This window comes from Dyella sp. (assembly GCF_051962475.1).
Classification (GTDB): Bacteria; Pseudomonadota; Gammaproteobacteria; order Xanthomonadales; family Rhodanobacteraceae; genus Dyella_A.
Map to the genome: position 1 here is coordinate 1 of NZ_JBQCCF010000069.1, position 16639 is coordinate 16639.

General features: G+C 67.5%; 18 protein-coding genes. 4 read left to right on the forward strand and 14 right to left on the reverse strand.

Annotation, left to right across the window (positions count from 1 at the left end; genetic code table 11):
• The first annotated feature begins 103 nt into the window (after window positions 1-103).
• Entirely contained in the window at window positions 104-772 is a 669-nt protein-coding gene (locus tag ACTHJF_RS15190) for a hypothetical protein (RefSeq protein ID WP_440267862.1), read from the forward strand.
• Between the two features lie 89 nt (window positions 773-861).
• On the opposite strand, the gene ACTHJF_RS15195 is transcribed toward ACTHJF_RS15190, so the two are convergent.
• The 7 genes from ACTHJF_RS15195 to rpoZ form a co-directional block, all read right to left on the reverse strand.
• Window positions 862-2157 (reverse strand): citrate synthase, encoded by a 1296-nt coding sequence (locus ACTHJF_RS15195; RefSeq protein WP_431634407.1) that lies wholly within the window; start codon window positions 2155-2157, stop codon window positions 862-864.
• A 268-nt stretch (window positions 2158-2425) separates the two neighbouring features.
• Window positions 2426-2671 (reverse strand): type B 50S ribosomal protein L31, encoded by a 246-nt coding sequence (locus ACTHJF_RS15200; RefSeq protein WP_266170673.1) that lies wholly within the window; start codon window positions 2669-2671, stop codon window positions 2426-2428.
• Between the two features lie 73 nt (window positions 2672-2744).
• On the reverse strand, window positions 2745-3677 hold the full coding sequence (locus ACTHJF_RS15205; RefSeq protein ID WP_440267863.1) for a nucleoside hydrolase: 933 nt from the start codon (window positions 3675-3677) through the stop codon (window positions 2745-2747).
• A 62-nt stretch (window positions 3678-3739) separates the two neighbouring features.
• The gene (recG, locus tag ACTHJF_RS15210) at window positions 3740-5851 is read right to left on the reverse strand and encodes an ATP-dependent DNA helicase RecG (protein ID WP_440267864.1); all 2112 of its coding nucleotides are present in this window, start codon (window positions 5849-5851) and stop codon (window positions 3740-3742) included.
• An 80-nt stretch (window positions 5852-5931) separates the two neighbouring features.
• On the reverse strand, window positions 5932-6315 hold the full coding sequence (locus tag ACTHJF_RS15215; RefSeq protein ID WP_440267865.1) for a RidA family protein: 384 nt from the start codon (window positions 6313-6315) through the stop codon (window positions 5932-5934).
• Between the two features lie 79 nt (window positions 6316-6394).
• The gene (locus ACTHJF_RS15220) at window positions 6395-8548 is read right to left on the reverse strand and encodes a RelA/SpoT family protein (protein ID WP_440268158.1); all 2154 of its coding nucleotides are present in this window, start codon (window positions 8546-8548) and stop codon (window positions 6395-6397) included.
• Between the two features lie 145 nt (window positions 8549-8693).
• Window positions 8694-8984, reverse strand: coding sequence for a DNA-directed RNA polymerase subunit omega (gene rpoZ / locus ACTHJF_RS15225; RefSeq protein WP_404630038.1), 291 nt, complete (start codon window positions 8982-8984; stop codon window positions 8694-8696).
• Between the two features lie 196 nt (window positions 8985-9180).
• Between rpoZ and ACTHJF_RS15230 the strand changes: the two genes are divergently transcribed.
• Entirely contained in the window at window positions 9181-10023 is an 843-nt protein-coding gene (locus ACTHJF_RS15230; RefSeq protein WP_440267866.1) for an MlaA family lipoprotein, read from the forward strand.
• A 79-nt stretch (window positions 10024-10102) separates the two neighbouring features.
• Here the strand turns inward: ACTHJF_RS15230 and ACTHJF_RS15235 are convergent, their stop codons facing one another.
• The 7 genes from ACTHJF_RS15235 to ACTHJF_RS15265 all read right to left on the reverse strand — a co-directional run bounded on the left by ACTHJF_RS15235 (window position 10103) and on the right by ACTHJF_RS15265 (window position 15224).
• Window positions 10103-10405 (reverse strand): STAS domain-containing protein, encoded by a 303-nt coding sequence (locus tag ACTHJF_RS15235; RefSeq protein ID WP_440267867.1) that lies wholly within the window; start codon window positions 10403-10405, stop codon window positions 10103-10105.
• The gene (locus ACTHJF_RS15240; protein ID WP_431634416.1) at window positions 10402-11070 is read right to left on the reverse strand and encodes an MlaC/ttg2D family ABC transporter substrate-binding protein; all 669 of its coding nucleotides are present in this window, start codon (window positions 11068-11070) and stop codon (window positions 10402-10404) included. Before ACTHJF_RS15240 ends, ACTHJF_RS15235 begins: the two co-directional genes overlap by 4 nt.
• 38 nt (window positions 11071-11108) lie before the next feature.
• Window positions 11109-11963, reverse strand: coding sequence for an outer membrane lipid asymmetry maintenance protein MlaD (gene mlaD, locus ACTHJF_RS15245; protein WP_440267868.1), 855 nt, complete (start codon window positions 11961-11963; stop codon window positions 11109-11111).
• Window positions 11964-12006: 43 nt separating this feature from the next.
• Window positions 12007-12777, reverse strand: a complete 771-nt coding sequence (mlaE, locus tag ACTHJF_RS15250; protein WP_431634419.1) for a lipid asymmetry maintenance ABC transporter permease subunit MlaE — start codon at window positions 12775-12777, stop codon at window positions 12007-12009.
• Window positions 12774-13610, reverse strand: coding sequence for an ABC transporter ATP-binding protein (locus ACTHJF_RS15255; protein ID WP_440267869.1), 837 nt, complete (start codon window positions 13608-13610; stop codon window positions 12774-12776). Before ACTHJF_RS15255 ends, mlaE begins: the two co-directional genes overlap by 4 nt.
• Before the next feature lie 130 nt (window positions 13611-13740).
• On the reverse strand, window positions 13741-14367 hold the full coding sequence (gene gmk / locus ACTHJF_RS15260) for a guanylate kinase (protein ID WP_440267870.1): 627 nt from the start codon (window positions 14365-14367) through the stop codon (window positions 13741-13743).
• Window positions 14364-15224: a YicC/YloC family endoribonuclease gene (locus ACTHJF_RS15265; RefSeq protein WP_431634424.1), complete on the reverse strand. Its 861-nt coding sequence runs from the start codon at window positions 15222-15224 to the stop codon at window positions 14364-14366. Before ACTHJF_RS15265 ends, gmk begins: the two co-directional genes overlap by 4 nt.
• An 80-nt stretch (window positions 15225-15304) precedes the next feature.
• Between ACTHJF_RS15265 and rph the strand changes: the two genes are divergently transcribed.
• Window positions 15305-16036 carry a ribonuclease PH gene (gene rph / locus ACTHJF_RS15270; RefSeq protein ID WP_440267871.1) on the forward strand — a complete coding sequence of 244 codons (732 nt, stop codon included), beginning with the start codon at window positions 15305-15307 and terminating at the stop codon, window positions 16034-16036.
• Between the two features lie 3 nt (window positions 16037-16039).
• Window positions 16040-16639, forward strand: coding sequence for an RdgB/HAM1 family non-canonical purine NTP pyrophosphatase (gene rdgB, locus ACTHJF_RS15275; protein WP_440267872.1), 600 nt, complete (start codon window positions 16040-16042; stop codon window positions 16637-16639).

Here is a 16639-nt window from a genome sequence, read left to right on the forward strand (position 1 = left end):
GAACCAGGACGAACAGCACCCTTACGACATTTTCTGACGGGCGACGCAGCCCTCACGCCGGATCGGCTTGGCTGTCGATCCGGCCTTCCAAGGAGCGACGACCATGGCACGCGGCGAGCACCATCGCATCCATGCGCACGATCGCCAGCAGCGCAACCGGCTGCGGGTGGCACAGGAAGCCGCCCGGCTGATGAGCGAGCACGGCATCCGCGACTTCCACCGCGCCAAGTTGAAGGCCTCCGAAAGGCTGGGCATCCTCGATGCACAGAGCCTGCCGCGCAACGACGAGATCGAGCAGGCACTGCGCGAGCATCAGCGGATCTTCCAGGCCGACACCCAGCCGCAGCGCGTCCGCCGTTGCCGCGAAGCGGCGGTGGAGGCGATGCGCTTTCTCGCGACCTACCAGCCGCGTCTGGTCGGCGCCGTGCTCGAAGGCACCGCAGACGCCCATTCGGCGGTATGCCTGCACCTGTTTGCCGAAGATCCGGACGACGTGCTGCGCTTTCTCGATGAGCACGGCGTGCCGTTCGAGGCGCAGACCCGCCGGCTGCGACTGAGTCGCGATGAATCGGCGGAGTATCCGGTGCTGCTGTTTTCCGCCGATGGATTGCCGTTCGACCTCACCGTGCTGCCGACCGACTCGCTGCGTCAGCCGCCGCTGGACAGGATCGACGAGAAACCGATGCGACGCGCCAGCGTCAGCGCGGTGGAACAGCTGCTGTTCGAAGACGGTGACGACGACCTGGAACGCAAACTCGCGGCCCTGCGCTGAGCCAGCCCGACGTCGGAAACAACAACGCCCCGGCATGCCGGGGCGTTGTTTTGTGGGCCGGGTCGTTCACCCGGCCGCGCTCCGCGCGCTCAGCGCTTGGCGACCGCCACGAAGTCGCGCGGCGCAGCGCCGGTGTAGACCTGGCGCGGACGACCGATACGCGACCCCGGGGTCTCGTGCTGCTCGATCCAGTGCGCGATCCAGCCGGCGGTGCGCGCGATGGCGAACATCACAGTGAACATCTCGGTCGGGATACCCAGCGCCTTGTAGATGATGCCCGAGTAGAAGTCGACGTTCGGATAGAGCTTGCGCTCGACGAAGTAGTCGTCCTTCAGTGCGGCCTCTTCCAGCTTCATCGCCACGTCCAGCAGCGGATCGTTGACGCCGAGCTCGGCCAGCACCTTGTGGCACATCTCGCGGATGATCTTGGCGCGCGGATCGAAGTTCTTGTAGACGCGATGGCCGAAGCCCATCAGGCGGAAGTTGTCGTTCTTGTCCTTCGCGCGCTTGACCGCGGTCTCGACCTTGTCCGGGCTGCCGATCTCCTCGAGCATCTTCAGCACCGCCTCGTTGGCGCCGCCGTGCGCCGGACCCCACAGCGCGGTGATGCCCGCGGCGATCGAGGCGTACGGGTTGGCGCCGGTGGAGCCAACCAGGCGCACGGTCGAGGTGGAGGCGTTCTGCTCGTGATCGGCGTGCAGGATGAACAGCAGATCCAGCGCCTTGGCCGCCACCGGATTGAGCGTCAGCGGCTCGCTGGGCACCTCGAACATCATGTGCAGGAAGCGCGTGACGTACTCGAGATTGTTGCGCGGGTAGCGCATCGGCCAGCCGATCGAATAACGGTACGCAGCCGCGGCGATGGTCGGCATCTTGGCGATCAGGCGGATCGCGGCGAGCTTGCGGTCGTCCGCGTTATCGACGTCGAGGTCATCGTGGTAGAACGCCGACAGCGAGGCCACCGAAGCGGCCAGCATGGCCATTGGGTGGGCGTTGTGGTGGAAGCCCTGGAAGAAGTTCTTCAGCGACTCGTGCATCATCGTGTGATGCGTGATCTGGTGCTCGAAGGTGGCGAACTCTTCCTTCTTCGGCAGCTCGCCGTTGAGCAGCAGGTAGGACACTTCCAGGAAGTTCGAATGCTCGGCGAGCTGCTCGATCGGGTAGCCGCGATAGAGCAGCACGCCCTCGTCGCCATCGATGTAGGTGATCGCACTCTTGGTGCTGGCGGTACTGCCAAAACCGGGGTCGTAGGTGAAGTGGCCGGTGTCCTTGTACAGCGTGCCCAGGTCGATGCACGACGGGCCCAGCGTGCCGCTCACCAGGGGCAGCTCGCTGCTGCGGTTGTTCGACTCGTCGGTCAGCTTGACGATCTTTGCATCGGACACGGAAACCTCCTTCACGTATGTCACCGCCGCCGCGACCGCAAAACGGCTCCGGCTGGCGAGGGAATCGGGGCAGCGGCGGCGGGGAAACCGGCGCTGCAGCAGGCGCCGTGGCACCTGGGCTCGCCATTATCGCACAACCCCATCGCCGACATCCGTCAGCGGATGGTCTAGTGTCGGGCGCAAAAAAACACGGGGCAGACCGCGGCCTGCCCCGTGTTCGATGCCCGGTCGGCAGGCGACGATGCGCCGGCCGAGGTCACGACAAAACTTACTTCTGCGCGTAGCGGCGACGGAACTTGTCGACGCGACCACCGACGTCCAGCGTCTTCTGCTTGCCGGTGTAGAACGGGTGCGAATGGCTGGAGATATCCACCTTGACCAGCGGGTACTCGTTGCCGTCTTCCCACTTGACGGTTTCCTTGGTGGCAATCGTCGAACGCGTCAGGAACGCGAACTCGGACGAGAGGTCCTGGAACACCACCGGGCGGTAGTTCGGATGGGTATCGGGCTTCATGACAGGCTCAAAGCGGTGGGTGAAAAGAGCGGCATTGTACAAAGGCGCGCCTGTGCGGGTCAACCGGCGGGCGCTAGGGCGCGCCCAGGGCGCGGCGCACCATGCCGGCAAAGCGCTCAGCGTCGAGCTCCAGGACGATGTTGGCGTTGGCCGGGCGCTTCAGCCGGTCGGCCCAGTCCACCACGGTCGCACCGCGGGTCAAGCGGCCGTCGAGCTCCACCGCCACATGCCGGGTTTCACTGCGGGTGACGATGGACGGATCGATCGCCACGGCCATCGCCAGCGCATCGGCAGCGATCACCCCGCGCCGACCGTGACTGCGGTTGAACGCCCGCGCGGTGCCAAACACCTTGCCGAAGAATTCCGCGCGCGCATCGCCCGCGGCCAGCCAGCGATCGAACTCGTCCTCGTCGAAGGCGTAGCGCAGGGTGGCCTCCCAGTCGACCAGATCGAACCGCGGGAACGCCTCGAACACCACGTGCGCCGCTTCGGGATCAAAGCCGATGTTGAACTCGGCCGGGACCTTGCCGGTATTGCCCTGCCCGGTCACCGCACCACCCATCACCACCAGGCGTGCCACGCGCGTGGGCAGCGACGGATCCAACCGCAGCGCCAGCGCCAGATTGGTCAACGGCGCCAGCGCCACCAGGGTGAGCTGGTCGGGATGCTCGCGGGTCAGCCGCACGATGGCGAGCGCAGCGGCCTCGTCCCGAGCCGCTGCCGTCGGCTCGGCAAAGCCGACATCGCCGAAGCCGTCGCTGCCGTGCACGAAGGCGGCGTCTTCCTCCGGCCGGCGCACCAGCGGACTGGGGCAGCCGGCAAACACCGGGGTGGATGCGCCCACCAGATCGACCAGGGTGCGCGCATTGCGCACCGTATGGCCGAGTCCGACGTTGCCCGCCGCGACGCTGAGGCCAAGCACGTCGGCGTGGGCGTGAGCCATCAGGATCGCCAGCGCATCGTCGACGCCGGGGTCGGTATCAATCAGGAGTTGGGGCTTGCTCATGGTCCGTCACGCGAATGCAGAGCCGGTCAGCTTAAGCGCAACGCTGCCCCTGGAACAACGCGTCACGCGTGCGCATAGCGCGCCGCGCCGCCGATCCAGCGCTCAATCAGCTGTCCGGCCGCCTGCGCATGGTCACACAGCATCGTTTCGCCCACTTCATGCACGGCATCGAGCAGGTGGGCGTCGCGGGCCAGGTCGGCGATGCGGAAGCTGAGCTGCCCGGTCTGCCGTGTGCCCAGCACTTCGCCAGGGCCGCGCAGCTCCAGATCCTTCTCCGCGATGCGAAAGCCGTCGTTGGTGTCGCGCATCACCTGCAGGCGCTCGCGCGCCAGCTGGCCGATCGGCGGCTGGTACAGCAGCACGCAGTTGGAGGCCACGGCGCCGCGGCCGACCCGGCCCCGCAGCTGATGCAGCTGAGCCAGCCCCAGGCGCTCGCTGTTCTCGATCACCATCAGGCTGGCGTTGGGCACGTCCACCCCGACCTCGATCACCGTGGTGGCCACCAGCACGGCCAGCTCGCCCGCCTTGAAGGCATCCATCACCGCCTGCTTTTCCTTCGGCTTCATGCGGCCGTGGATAAGGCCAACGCCATGGCCAACCAGGGCCGCGGAAAGCTCCGCGTGCACCACTTCGGCCGCCTGCGCGCGCAGTTGCTCGGACTCCTCGATCAGAGTGCATACCCAGTACACCTGCCGCCCCTCGCCGCAGGCGCCGGCAATGCGTTCGATCACTTCCGCCCGGCGGGCATTGGAAACGGCAATGGTCTGCACCGGCGTGCGGCCCGGGGGAAGCTCGTCGATGGACGACACGTCCAGGTCGGCGTAGGCGCTCATCGCCAGCGTGCGGGGAATGGGCGTGGCGGTGAGCACCAGCTGGTGGGGCACTTGGTCGCCTTCGAGCCCCTTGTCGCGCAGGGCCAGGCGCTGGTGCACGCCAAAGCGGTGCTGCTCATCGACAATTACCAGGCCCAGCCGGCCGAACGCGACACCCTCCTGCATCAGCGCGTGGGTGCCGATCATCACCGGCGCCCCTTCCGCCACGCGCCTCAGCGCCTGCTGGCGCGCCTTGCCCTGCACCTTGCCGGCTAACCACTCGACCGCGATGCCGAGCGGCTCCAGCCAGTGCCGGAAGTTGCGCAGATGCTGCTCGGCGAGCAACTCGGTGGGCGCCATCAGCGCCACCTGATACCCCGTCTCCACCGCCGCCAGCGCAGCCAGTGCGGCGACCACGGTCTTGCCCGACCCGACGTCACCCTGCACCAGGCGCAGCATCGGCTTGCTGTGCGAGAGATCGGCGATCACTTCCTCGGTCACGCGCTGCTGCGCGGTGGTGAGCGTAAACGGCAACGACGCCAACAGCTGGGCCCGCAGGGCGCCCGCCCCACCGAGCACTGGTGCACGCCGCAGGCGCACCGCCGCACGCATGCGGCGCAGGCTCAGATGCTGGGTCAGCAGCTCCTCGAAGGCCAGCCGCTGCTGGGCCGGGTGAATACCCAGGGTGAGCTGCCCCAGATGCGCATCGGCCGGCGGGCGATGGACATAGAGCAGGGCCTCGCGCAGCGACGTCAGACCGTGGGCCGCACACAGCGCCTGGGGAATGAGTTCGAGCGCCGATTCCGATGGCAGCAGCGCGAGCGCCTTGGCGATCACGCCGGCCAGCCGCTTGGTGCCCAGCCCTTCGGTGGTGGGATACACCGGCGTCAGCAGTTCGCTCATCGCCGCCGGCGCGCTGCCGGCCAGACGCTCGTACTGCGGATGCACCATCTCCAGCCCCTGATTGCCCAGCCGCACCTCGCCGTAGCAGAGCAGCCGCGTGCCGGGTCTGAGCAGATCCGCCTGGGCGCGGTGGAAATGGAAGAAGCGCAACTGCAGCGTCTCACGCGAGTCGTCGCTGATCGCCACCTTCAGTTGCGGACGAAAGCGAAAACCGCGCTCGATCGCTTCCACCACGCCCTCGACCTGGGCGCGGTCGCCCGGGCGCAGGTCGGCGATCGGCGTGACCCGGGTACGGTCCTCATAGCGCAGCGGCAGGTGGAACCACAGGTCCTGCACCCGCTCCAGTCCCAGCCGCGCCAGTGTCTCGGCCAGCGCCGGGCCGACCCCGGGCAGGCTTGCCACGGGCCGCAGTCCGGGAGCGTCCGTGGTGGGCGGGGCGGCAGCAGTTCGGGCGGGCATCGGGGAAGCCTAATGGAGGCGACGCGCCTCCTGCAGCGGCCACAGCATCAGCGCGCGTGGGCGCCGGCCGCACGGGCGGCTCAGTCCAGCGCCATCACCGCATCGACCTCGACCTGCGCGCCCTTGGGCAGCGCCGACACTTCGATCGTCGAGCGCGCCGGGTACGGCGCCTGGAAATACTCAGCCATCACCGCATTGACCTCGGCGAAGTGGCCCAGGTCGGTGACGTAGATACCCACGCGCACGATCTGCGCCAGCGAGCCACCGGCCGCCTCGGCGACGGCGGTGAGGTTGTCGAAGACGCGGCGGGTCTGCGCCTGGATGTCACCCTTGACCAGCGCACCGGTAGCCGGATCGAGCGGAATCTGACCCGAGAAGTACACCGTATTGCCGGCCCGCACGGCTTGCGAATACGGGCCGATGGCTGCGGGCGCGCGCTCGGTGGCGATGATGCTGCGGGACATGGAAACACCTCGTGACAGGGATGACGGGAAAAGCGCCGCATCGTGCGACGCAAGCGGCCGCGAGGCAAGCGCAGGAACGCTACAGCGGATAACGATGCGCGCCGCTGACCACGCCGGTGCGGCGCACGCGACGGATCACCTCGGCCAGATGGCGGCGACTCTTCACCTCCATCGTGAACAACAACGTGGCCGCGGCGGCATCGCGCTCGACGTACTCCACGTTCTCGATGTTGGAGTCCGCATCGGCGATCGCCGCGGCGACTGTGGCCAGCACGCCGGGGCGGTTGATGACCTCGATGCGCAGCTCGGCGCGGTAGTCGCCCTGCACATCGCGATCCCACTCGATCGACACCTTGCGTTCGGGCGACTTGCGTAGCTCGGCGACATTCGGGCATTCCTCGCGGTGCACCACGATGCCCTTGCCGGAGGACAGGTAGCCGACGATGTCGTCGCCAGGCAACGGGTGGCAGCAGTTGGCGAAGCTCAGGACGCCACGCTCGGCACCGGTGATGCGGATCTTCTCGCTGCTCGGCGCCGGGGTGAGCGCACGCGAGCGCTTGCCACGCGCGGCGACCAGCTGCGCGGCTACCAGGTCGGGCATGCGGTTGCCCAGCGCGATATCGGCCAGCAACTCCTCCAGCCGATGCAGCTTGGCCTCGGCGAGAAAGCGGTCCAGCACCGCCGGCGCGATGCCGTCCAGGCTGGTGCCCAGCGCGTCAAGCGCGCGATCGAGCATGCGATGGCCGAAGTCCACGGCGTCCTCGTGCTGCAGGTGCTTGAGGAACTGGCGGATCGCCGTGCGTGCCTTGCCGGTGACCACCGACTCCAGCCAGGCCGGGTTGGGCACGGCCGAGGGTGCGGTGATGATCTCCACCAGCTGACCGGATTCGAGCCGGGTACGCAGCGGCACCAGCTTCTTGTCCACGCGTGCGGCCACCGCGTGATGACCCACGTCGGTATGCACGGCGTAGGCGAAATCCAGTGCGGTAGCGTTGCGCGGCATCGAGAGGATGTCGCCGCGCGGCGTGAACAGATAGACCTCATCCGGGAACAGGTCGATCTTGACGTTCTCGATGAACTCGCTCGACGAGACAGTGTTGGCCTGGCTGTCGGCCAGCGAGGAAAGCCATTCGCGCGCGCGTGCCTGCGCGCTGTTGGCCGGACCCGAGTCGGTCTTGTAGGCCCAGTGCGCCGCCACGCCGCGTTCGGCCACCGAATCCATTTCGGCAGTGCGGATCTGCACCTCGATCGGCGCACCGAACGGCCCCAGCAACACGGTGTGCAGCGACTGGTAACCGTTCGCCTTGGGGATCGCGATGAAGTCCTTGAAGCGGCGGTCGACCGGCTTGTACAGCGTGTGCACCGCGCCCAGCGCCATGTAGCACTGCATGGCGCTGTCGACCACCACGCGGAAACCGTAGACATCCATCAGCTGGGCGAAGGTCTTGTGCTCGCTGTGCATCTTCGAATAGATGCTCCACGGCGACTTGATGCGCCCCACCACGCGTGCCACCACGTGCTCCGAGGCCAGCCGCTGGGTCAGCGCGGTCTCGATCTTGCCCATCGCCTCGCGACGGTTGCCGAGCGCGGCGCGGATGCGCTCGCTGATCACACGGTAGCGGTCCGGATACAGGCCGCGGAAGCCCAGGTCCTGCAACTCGGCCTTGAACTTGTTCATACCCAGGCGCTGGGCGATCGGCGCGTAGATCTCCAGCGTCTCGCGGGCGATGCGGCGACGCGAGGACGTGTCCTTCGCGCCCAGCGTGCGCATGTTGTGCAGGCGATCGGCCAGCTTGATCAGGATCACGCGGATGTCGCGCGCCATCGCCAGCAGCATCTTGCGGAAGCTTTCCGCATCGGCTTCCTGGCGATTGCTGAAGCGCATCTTGTCCAGCTTGGTGACGCCATCGACCAGCTCGGCCACGGTCTCGCCGAACTCTCCCGCCAGCTCGGCGCGGCTGAGCTGGGTGTCCTCAAGCGTGTCGTGCAGGATCGCCGCGATGATGGTCTCGGCGTCCAGGCCCAGCTCGGCGAGGATGCCGGCCACCGCGATGGGATGGGTGATGTACGGCTCGCCGCTCTTGCGGGCCTGACCGGCGTGGGCCACGGCGCCAATGCGGTAGGCGCGGACCACGCGCTCGACCTGGTCGGCTGGAAGGTAAGTCAGTCGATCCTTGAGTGCCAGCACGTAGTCCGGCAACACCGCGGCTTCCGAAGGATCTGCCGCGGCGATGGGCGCGGGAATGCGCTGCCCGCTCAGACAGGCACCCCGTGCGGGGCGGCCATTGCGGCGGCGCCAGCGCTGGCGTATGCACGAACGCTGCGCCGGGCCACGGCCCGCACAGCGTGTTCATGCATCGGGCCGCCGACGGTCATGCTCAGTCGTCCCCGCCCTTGGAGAGATCGTCGTCCACCTCGGCCGCCGCCCACTCCAGCGCCTCACGCTCGGCGCGCTCACGCTCGGCCTTGTCGATCTCGTCGATGGTGGCCTGATCGATGCGGCGATCGGCGATTTCGCGCAGGGCCAGCACGGTCGGCTTGTCGTGATCGGGGTTGACCGCCGGGTCGGCGCCCTTGGACAGCTGACGCGCGCGCTTGGTCGCCATCAGCACCAGTTCGAAACGGTTGTCGACCACCTCAAGGCAGTCTTCCACGGTAATGCGTGCCATGCGAAATCCTCAGGCGGTAAAGCAACTTGGAAGGTCGTTCAGTGTATCCAGGGTACGCTTTGCTGGCAATCGACCAGCGCGTATCATGCCCGGTTGCACCGCGGCCAGGAGGCGAAAGCGCCGCGAAACCCGTGCATAATATAAAACCAGACAGTACACTTTCTTTCCCCCGGTTCAGCGACGGATTCGAGACCGAATGCTTCACCCACGACTCCCTTCCTGGCTGCGCCGCGCGGCCGTCCTCGGCGCGATCGCCGTGCTGGCCGGCTGCACCATTGCCAAGCCTCGCAATGACGACCCGCTGGAGAAGTACAACCGCAAGGTCTACGCGTTCAACGACTCGCTCGACAAGGCAGTGATCCGCCCGGTCGCGGTGGGCTATCGCAAGGTGACCAATCCGCCGGTGCGCCGCTCCGTAGGCGACTTCTTTACCAACCTGCGCATGCCGGTGACGGTGGCCAACGACCTGCTCCAGGCGCGTCCGAAGCAGGCGCTGCAGAGCACCGGGCGATTCCTGATCAACCTGACACTCGGTATCGGCGGCCTGTTCGACCCGGCCAGCTCGCTGGGGCTGCCGATCGAGAGCAACGACTTCGGCGTCACTCTCGCCCGCTGGGGCGTGCCCGAGGGCGATTACCTGATGCTTCCTTTCCTCGGCCCGACCACGGTGCGCGATGTGTGGCAGGTTCCGGTGGACGGTTACTTCTTCGACCCGCTGACGATTTACGCCCGCAACCACAGCTACCACTACGGCCAGCAGTATCTGCCGCAGCTGGTCTACCTGGTGAACCTGCGCTCGCGCGCGTTCGATGCGGAGGGTTTCCTGCAGTCCGCCTACGACCCGTATGTGTTCGTGCGCGACGCCTATCGCCAGCGCCGTCTCTACAAGATCTACGACGGCAATCCACCGGCCAGCCTGATTGAGCAGATGCAGGGACTGGACCAGGACAACTTCGATCCTGACCAACTGCTCGAAGAGCAGCATCAGTGGGAAAACAAGCATCCGGACCAGAGCAACGGCTCCGGCGGCAAGGGCTGATCGCGGGCGTCACGGCACCGTCCCAGACATGAAAAAGGGCCTCGCGGGGCCCTTTTTCTTGGCGGTCCAGCAGGGCTGGTCAGGCCGCGAGCAGATCCTCGACCTCGCAAACCTGCGCCAGGGCGTGCAGGCCCGCAGGAAGATGCCGCACGCTCAGCATCCGACCACGCGCACGCACCTCGGCAAGCACAACAAGCAGGCACGACAGGCCCGCGCTGTCGCCGCGTGCGACGCCCGCCAGGTCCAGCGCACTGAACGATCCGCTGGCGAGCTTCCCGCGCAGCGCCAGCAGAGCGGCATGCGCGGTGTCGAAGGTCAGCACGCCACTCACCGCCAGCGTGGCGTCGTCGCGCGCTTCGAGCTGGAATCCGCTCTGGCTCACGATGCCTTGCCGTCCTTCTCCATGGTCTTGAGTGCATCCTCGCCACGCGTCTCCAGGTTGGTGATCAACTGGTCGATGCCGACCTTGCGGATCTCCGCGTCCACCTGGTTGCGATAGTTGGTGACGTAGGAAATGCCTTCGATGATCACGTCGTAAGCCTTCCAGTCACCGTTGCGGCTCTTGCGGAAGGCGTAGTCCACCGACACCTTCTTGCCGTCCTCGAGCACCACCTGGGTGCGCACCACGGTGCGCTTGTCGTTGAGGTCGCCGTTGAACGGCAGCACCACCACGGCACCCTTGGTGTAGTTCAGCAGTCCCTCGGCGTAGCGGTTGGTGATGGAGTTGTAGAACGCCTTGGCAAAGCGCTCACGTTCGGCCGGCGTGGCCTCGCGCGCGTGCTGGCCGAGCACCAGGATCGAGGCGTAGTCGATGTCGAAGTGCGGCAGGAAGACGTCGTCGATCACCGCGATGAGCTTTTCGCGGTTGTTCTTCAACTCGTCTTTATGACCGGCGATGGTGGTGTCCAGGTCGTGCGCGATCGTCTTCACGACCTGCTCGGGGGTCTGCTGGGCGGAGGCCGCCGCAGCGGTGTCCTGCGCCAGCGCAGGGGCGGCCAGCGAAGCGCCGAGGGTCAGGGCGAGAGCGAGTGCCAGGGGACGCAGCATGGGGAAACTCCTAGGGGAGAAGGTCGATGGTCGCGCGGTCACTTCGCGCCGTCGGCGGGCTTGTTGCCGCCCTTGTCGCTGGGCGAGCCGTTGACCAGGAACTTGCCGATCAGGTCCTCCAGCTGCATCGCGGACTGGGTGAGAATCATCTCGTCACCGTCCTTGAGCATGTCGGGGGAGCCGCCGGGTTGCACCGCAACATACTGGCTGCCGATCAAACCGCTGGTGAATACCGCAGCCGAGGAATCGTCCGGAATCTGGTCGTACTTCTTGTCGATCGCCAGGGTCACCAGCGCGTCGAGCTTGACCGGGTCGGCCTGCACCGACTGCACGCTGCCGATCGCCACGCCGGCCATCTTCACCGGGGCGCCGGGCGACAGTGCACCTACATTGGTGAAGCGGGCTTTCAACGTGTAGGTGCCGCCGAGGTTGTCGGCCGAGGCGCCCGCGCCGAAGAACTTGCCCAGCATCGCCTCCAGCGGCTCGGTCGACTTGCTCAGCGCCAGCGTGCCGCCATCGCTCACGAACTTCTTCGCGCTGCCGAACTGCAGGCCCACGTACTGGTCGCCCAGCAGGCCGCTGGTGAACACTGTGGCCACCGAGTCGATCGGGATCTGGTTGTACTTCTTGTCGATCGAGAGGGTGACGTCGGCCACTTCCTTGCCCGGCTCCAGCGCAATGGATTCCACCTGGCCCACGCGCACGCCGGCGATCTTCACCGGCGCGCGCTCCTTGAGCTGGCCGACGTTGGCGAAATGCGTGGACACGGTGTAGCTGGGCCCCTGGTGCACGTTGGCCACCGAGGTGGTCTGGGTCGCCAGGTAGGCCAGCGCGGCAAAGCCGAGCACGATGAACAGGCCGGTGCCGACGGCATAGGATTTTCGCTGGGTCACGGCACGATCCTCGAAGCGGAAGAGACGGAAGAAATCACGGAAGTCACATCAGGAAGGCGGTGAGCACGAAATCCAGCGCCAGGATGGCGATGGACGAGGCGACCACGGTACGCGTGGTGGCGTAGGCCACGCCCTCGCTGGTCGGCGCCGTGGTGTAGCCCTGGAACACGGCGATCAGGGAAACCACCGCACCGAACACCAGGCTCTTGTAGATCACGCCGTTGACCACGTCCTTCCACACGTCGACGGTGGAGGTCATGTTCGACCAGAACGTGCCGTTGTCGATGCCCAGCCAGGTCACGCCAACGAGGTGACCGCCGAACACGCCCAGCGCGCAGAACACGCAGCACAGCAGCGGCATCGCGATCACGCCAGCGAGGAAGCGCGGCGCGGCGACGTAGGCGATCGGGTCGACCGCCATCATCTCCATCGCGGCGATCTGGTCGGTGGCGCGCATCAGGCCGATCTCGGCGGTGATCGAGGTGCCCGCGCGGCCGGCGAACAGCAGCGCCGTGACCACCGGACCCAGCTCGCGGTAGATCGCGATCGCCACCACCGTGCCGCTGGCCGCGGTGCCGCCGAAGATCGACAGCACGTAGTACAGCTGCAGGCCAAGCACCATGCCCACGAACAGGCCGCAGGTCATGATGATGGTCAGGCTCATCGCGCCGGTGAACCACAGCTGGCGCACGGTCTCGCGACCGTGGCGGAAGCTGCGCGGCACGGCTGCCAGGATGGTCAGCAGGAACAGGCCGCAGGCGCCGATCTGCGCCAGTGCCTCGGTCACCGCGTTGCGTTGGGGCTGCGCGCTCATGCCTGGCTCCGCGGAAAACCGAGCGACTGGGCGTAATCGCCCGCCGGGTACTGGAACGGCACCGGGCCGTCGGCCTCGCCACCGAAGAACTGTCGCGTCCACGGCGAACCGTCGTCGGCGATCGTCCTGGGATCGCCCTGCGCCACCACCTTGCCGTTGGCAATCAGGTAGACGTGGTCGGCCACGTGCTTGATCGCATCGAGCTCGTGCGCCACCAGCACGCTGGTGATGCCGAGCGTGTCGTTGAGCGTGCGGATCAGTTTCAGCACCTGGTTCAGCGCGATCGGATCCAGGCCCACGAACGGCTCGTCGTAGAGGATCAGCTTCGGATCGAACACGATCGCCCGCGCCAGTGCCACGCGCCGCGCCATGCCGCCAGACAACTCGCTGGGCATCAGCGCCGCGGCGCCGCGCAGGCCGACTGACTGCAGCTTCAGCAGCACCACGTTGCGGATCAGCTCTTCCGGCAGATCGGTGTGCTGGCGCAGCGGGAAGGCGACGTTCTCGAACACGTCGAAATCGGTCAGCAGCGCCGAGTTCTGGAACAGGTAGCCGATCTGCTCGCGCAGCTTGAACAGCTTCTCGCGCGCCAGGCCCGCCACATTCTGGCCATCCACCCACACCTCGCCGCGGTCGCCGTGCATCTGCCCGGTGATGTGCTTGAGCAGCGTGGTCTTGCCGGTGCCGCTGGGACCCATGATCGCGGTGATCTTGCCGCGCGGGATATCCATGTCCAGCGCGTCGAAGATCGTCTTGCCGTTGAGCACCGTGGTCAGGCCACGGACGTGCACCAGCGGCTCGGCATCGGTCGGCGTGCGGGCGGGTTCGGTCATGAGGGCGGGGAGAAGCCAAAGAGGAACAAGGTAACGGAACGCCGCGACAGGCGCCATCGCGCGGCAGCCTGTCGCAGACCGCCGCCACGGGCGCAAGTTCTGCCGCGGCGGCGCAAGTTCGCGCGGCGTGTCAGGGCGCCAGCAGGTCGGCGATCAGGGTCTCGTGGCGCGCCCACTGCAACGTGCTGCGCAGGCGCACCGCGCGCACGATCGCACGCAGGTCGGCCAGCGCATCCTCGAAGCGATCGTTCACCACGATGTAGTCGAATTCGTGCGCGTGCGCGATTTCCTCGCGCGAGTTGTGCAGGCGCCGCTCGATCACCTCCGGCGCGTCCGAGCCGCGCCCGCGCAGGCGCCGCTCCAGCTCGGGGCGCGATGGCGGCAGGATGAATACGCTCACGCACTCCGGCTTGCCCGCGCGGATCTGCCGCGCGCCCTGCCAGTCGATCTCCAGCAGCACATCGCGCGACTGCGCCAGCAGGCCATCCACCGTGGTGCGCGAGGTGCCGTAGAGGTTGCCGTGCACCTCGGCGTGCTCAAGGAAGATGCCCTCGGCCACCTCGCGCTCGAATTCGGCGCGCTCGACAAAGTAGTAATGCCGGCCGTACTGCTCGCCCGTGCGCGGCGGCCGCGTGGTGTGCGACACCGACAGCGAGATCGACGGCTCGACCTCCAGCAGCGCGTTGACCAGGGTGGACTTGCCCGCACCGGACGGCGCGGCCACCACGAAGAGGGTTCCTGCCGCCGGCGCGCTCATTCGATGTTCTGCACCTGTTCGCGCATCTGCTCGATCAGCACCTTCAGCTCCACCGCCGCATTGGTGCTGCGCGCGTCCACCGACTTCGAACCCAGCGTGTTCGCCTCGCGGTTGAACTCCTGCATCAGGAAGTCCAGCCGCCGGCCCACCGGCTCAGCCAGGCCGAGCACACGGCGCGCCTCGGCGATGTGGGTGGTGAGGCGGTCCAGCTCCTCGTCCACGTCGGCGCGGGTGATCTGCAGCACCAGCTCCTGCTCCAAGCGGCCCGGGTCGGCCGGCTGCTTGATGTCGGCCAGACGCGATTCCAGCCGGGCGCGCAGCGCAGTGCGGATCTCCGGCATCCAGCCGCGCACATCGGCGACCACGCGCTCGATCGCGTCGAGCCGCTCGCGCAGCATCTGCGCTGTCTTCTCGCCCTCGCGTTCGCGGGTGGCGGTGAGCGCATCGAGCGCCCGATCGAGCACGTCGAACAGGGCCGCCTGCTGGGCGTCGTTGTCGACCTCGGCGCGGTCGAGCACGCCGGGAAAGCGCAGCAGCTCGGTGAACTCCACCTGCATCGTGGGAAAGCGCGGCTGCAGCTCCCGCGCCAGTTCACCCAGCCGCGCCAGGGTGGCCGCGTTGACCCGCAACGATTCGCCGCGATCCTCGCCGCGCAGACGCACCGTCAGATCGAGCTTGCCGCGCGACAGCCGGGTCGCCACGCGCTCGCGCAGCAGCGATTCGAAACCGCGCAGTTCGTCCGGCAGCCGCGGGCTGATTTCCAGGTACCGATGATTGACCGTGCGCAGCTCGCAGCTGAGCGTGCCGGTGGGTCCGGCCAGCTCGGCCGAGGCGTAGGCAGTCATGCTGCGGATCATGGAAGCCTTTGCGGACATGCGGAAAAGAGTGCAATGGTAAACTTTCCGGCCCTGCCCTGCCCAACCAGGCTCCCCGACCCATGCAAACCGTCAGCCGCCCGAGCGGCCGCGCCAGCGACCAGCTGCGCCCGATCACCATCGAACGCCGCTTCACCCGCCACGCCGAGGGTTCGGTGCTGGTGAGCTTCGGCGACACCCGCGTACTGTGCACCGCCAGCATCGAAGACCGCGTGCCGCCGTGGCTGCGCGGCAAGGGCGAGGGTTGGGTCACCGCCGAATACGGCATGCTGCCGCGCGCCACCCACACGCGCATGCAGCGCGAGGCCGCCAAGGGCGGCCAGGGCGGGCGCACCATGGAGATCCAGCGGCTGATCGGCCGCAGCCTGCGCGCCTGCGTCAACCGTCAGGCGCTCGGCGAGCGCGTGGTCACGCTGGACTGCGACGTGATCCAGGCCGACGGCGGCACTCGCACCGCGGCGATCACCGGCGCCTACGTGGCGCTGGTCGATGCGGTGAACCATCTGATGGCGCGCGAGAATCTCAAGCGCAACCCGATCATCGGCGCGGTGGCGGCGGTGTCGGTGGGCATCTACCAGGGCATGCCCGTGCTCGACCTCGACTACGCCGAGGATTCGAACTGCGACACCGACATGAACGTGGTGATGAACGACGGCGGCGGCTTCATCGAGGTGCAGGGCACCGCCGAGGGCCACGCGTTCCGCCGCGACGAGATGGACGCGCTGCTGGCGCTGGCCGAGAAGGGCGTGGCCGAGCTGGTCACCGCCCAGCGCGCTGCATTGGCGGCAGGCTGAGCGATGGGCCGCATCGTCCTGGCCAGCGGGAACCACGGCAAGCTCGCCGAGTTCGGCCAGTTGCTGGCCGACGCCGACTTTGAGGTGATCGCGCAGAGCGAACTGGGCGTGGACGACATCGAGGAGACCGGCCTCACCTTCGTCGAGAACGCCCTGCTCAAGGCGCGCCACGCCGCGCAGGTGACCGGACTGCCGTCGCTGGCTGACGACTCCGGCCTGTGCGTGGATGCGCTCGGCGGCGCGCCCGGCCTGTACTCGGCGCGCTATGCCGGCGGCCACGGCGACAGCGCCGCGAACAACGCCAAGCTGCTGCGCGCACTGGACGGTCGCCCCGATGCCGAGCGCCGCGCCTTCTTCATCTGCGTGCTGGTACTGCTGCGCCATGCCGACGATCCGGCCCCGCTGGTCGCCGAGGGTCGCTGGCACGGCCGCGTGCTGCATGCGCCACGCGGCGAGGGCGGCTTCGGCTACGACCCGCTGTTCCTGCCTGACGGCCACACGCTGGCGGCCGCCGAGCTGGACAAGACGCTGAAGAACCGCATCAGCCACCGCGGCCAGGCGCTGGCGCAGCTGCACGGACGGCTGGCCGATCTCGCCGCCTGA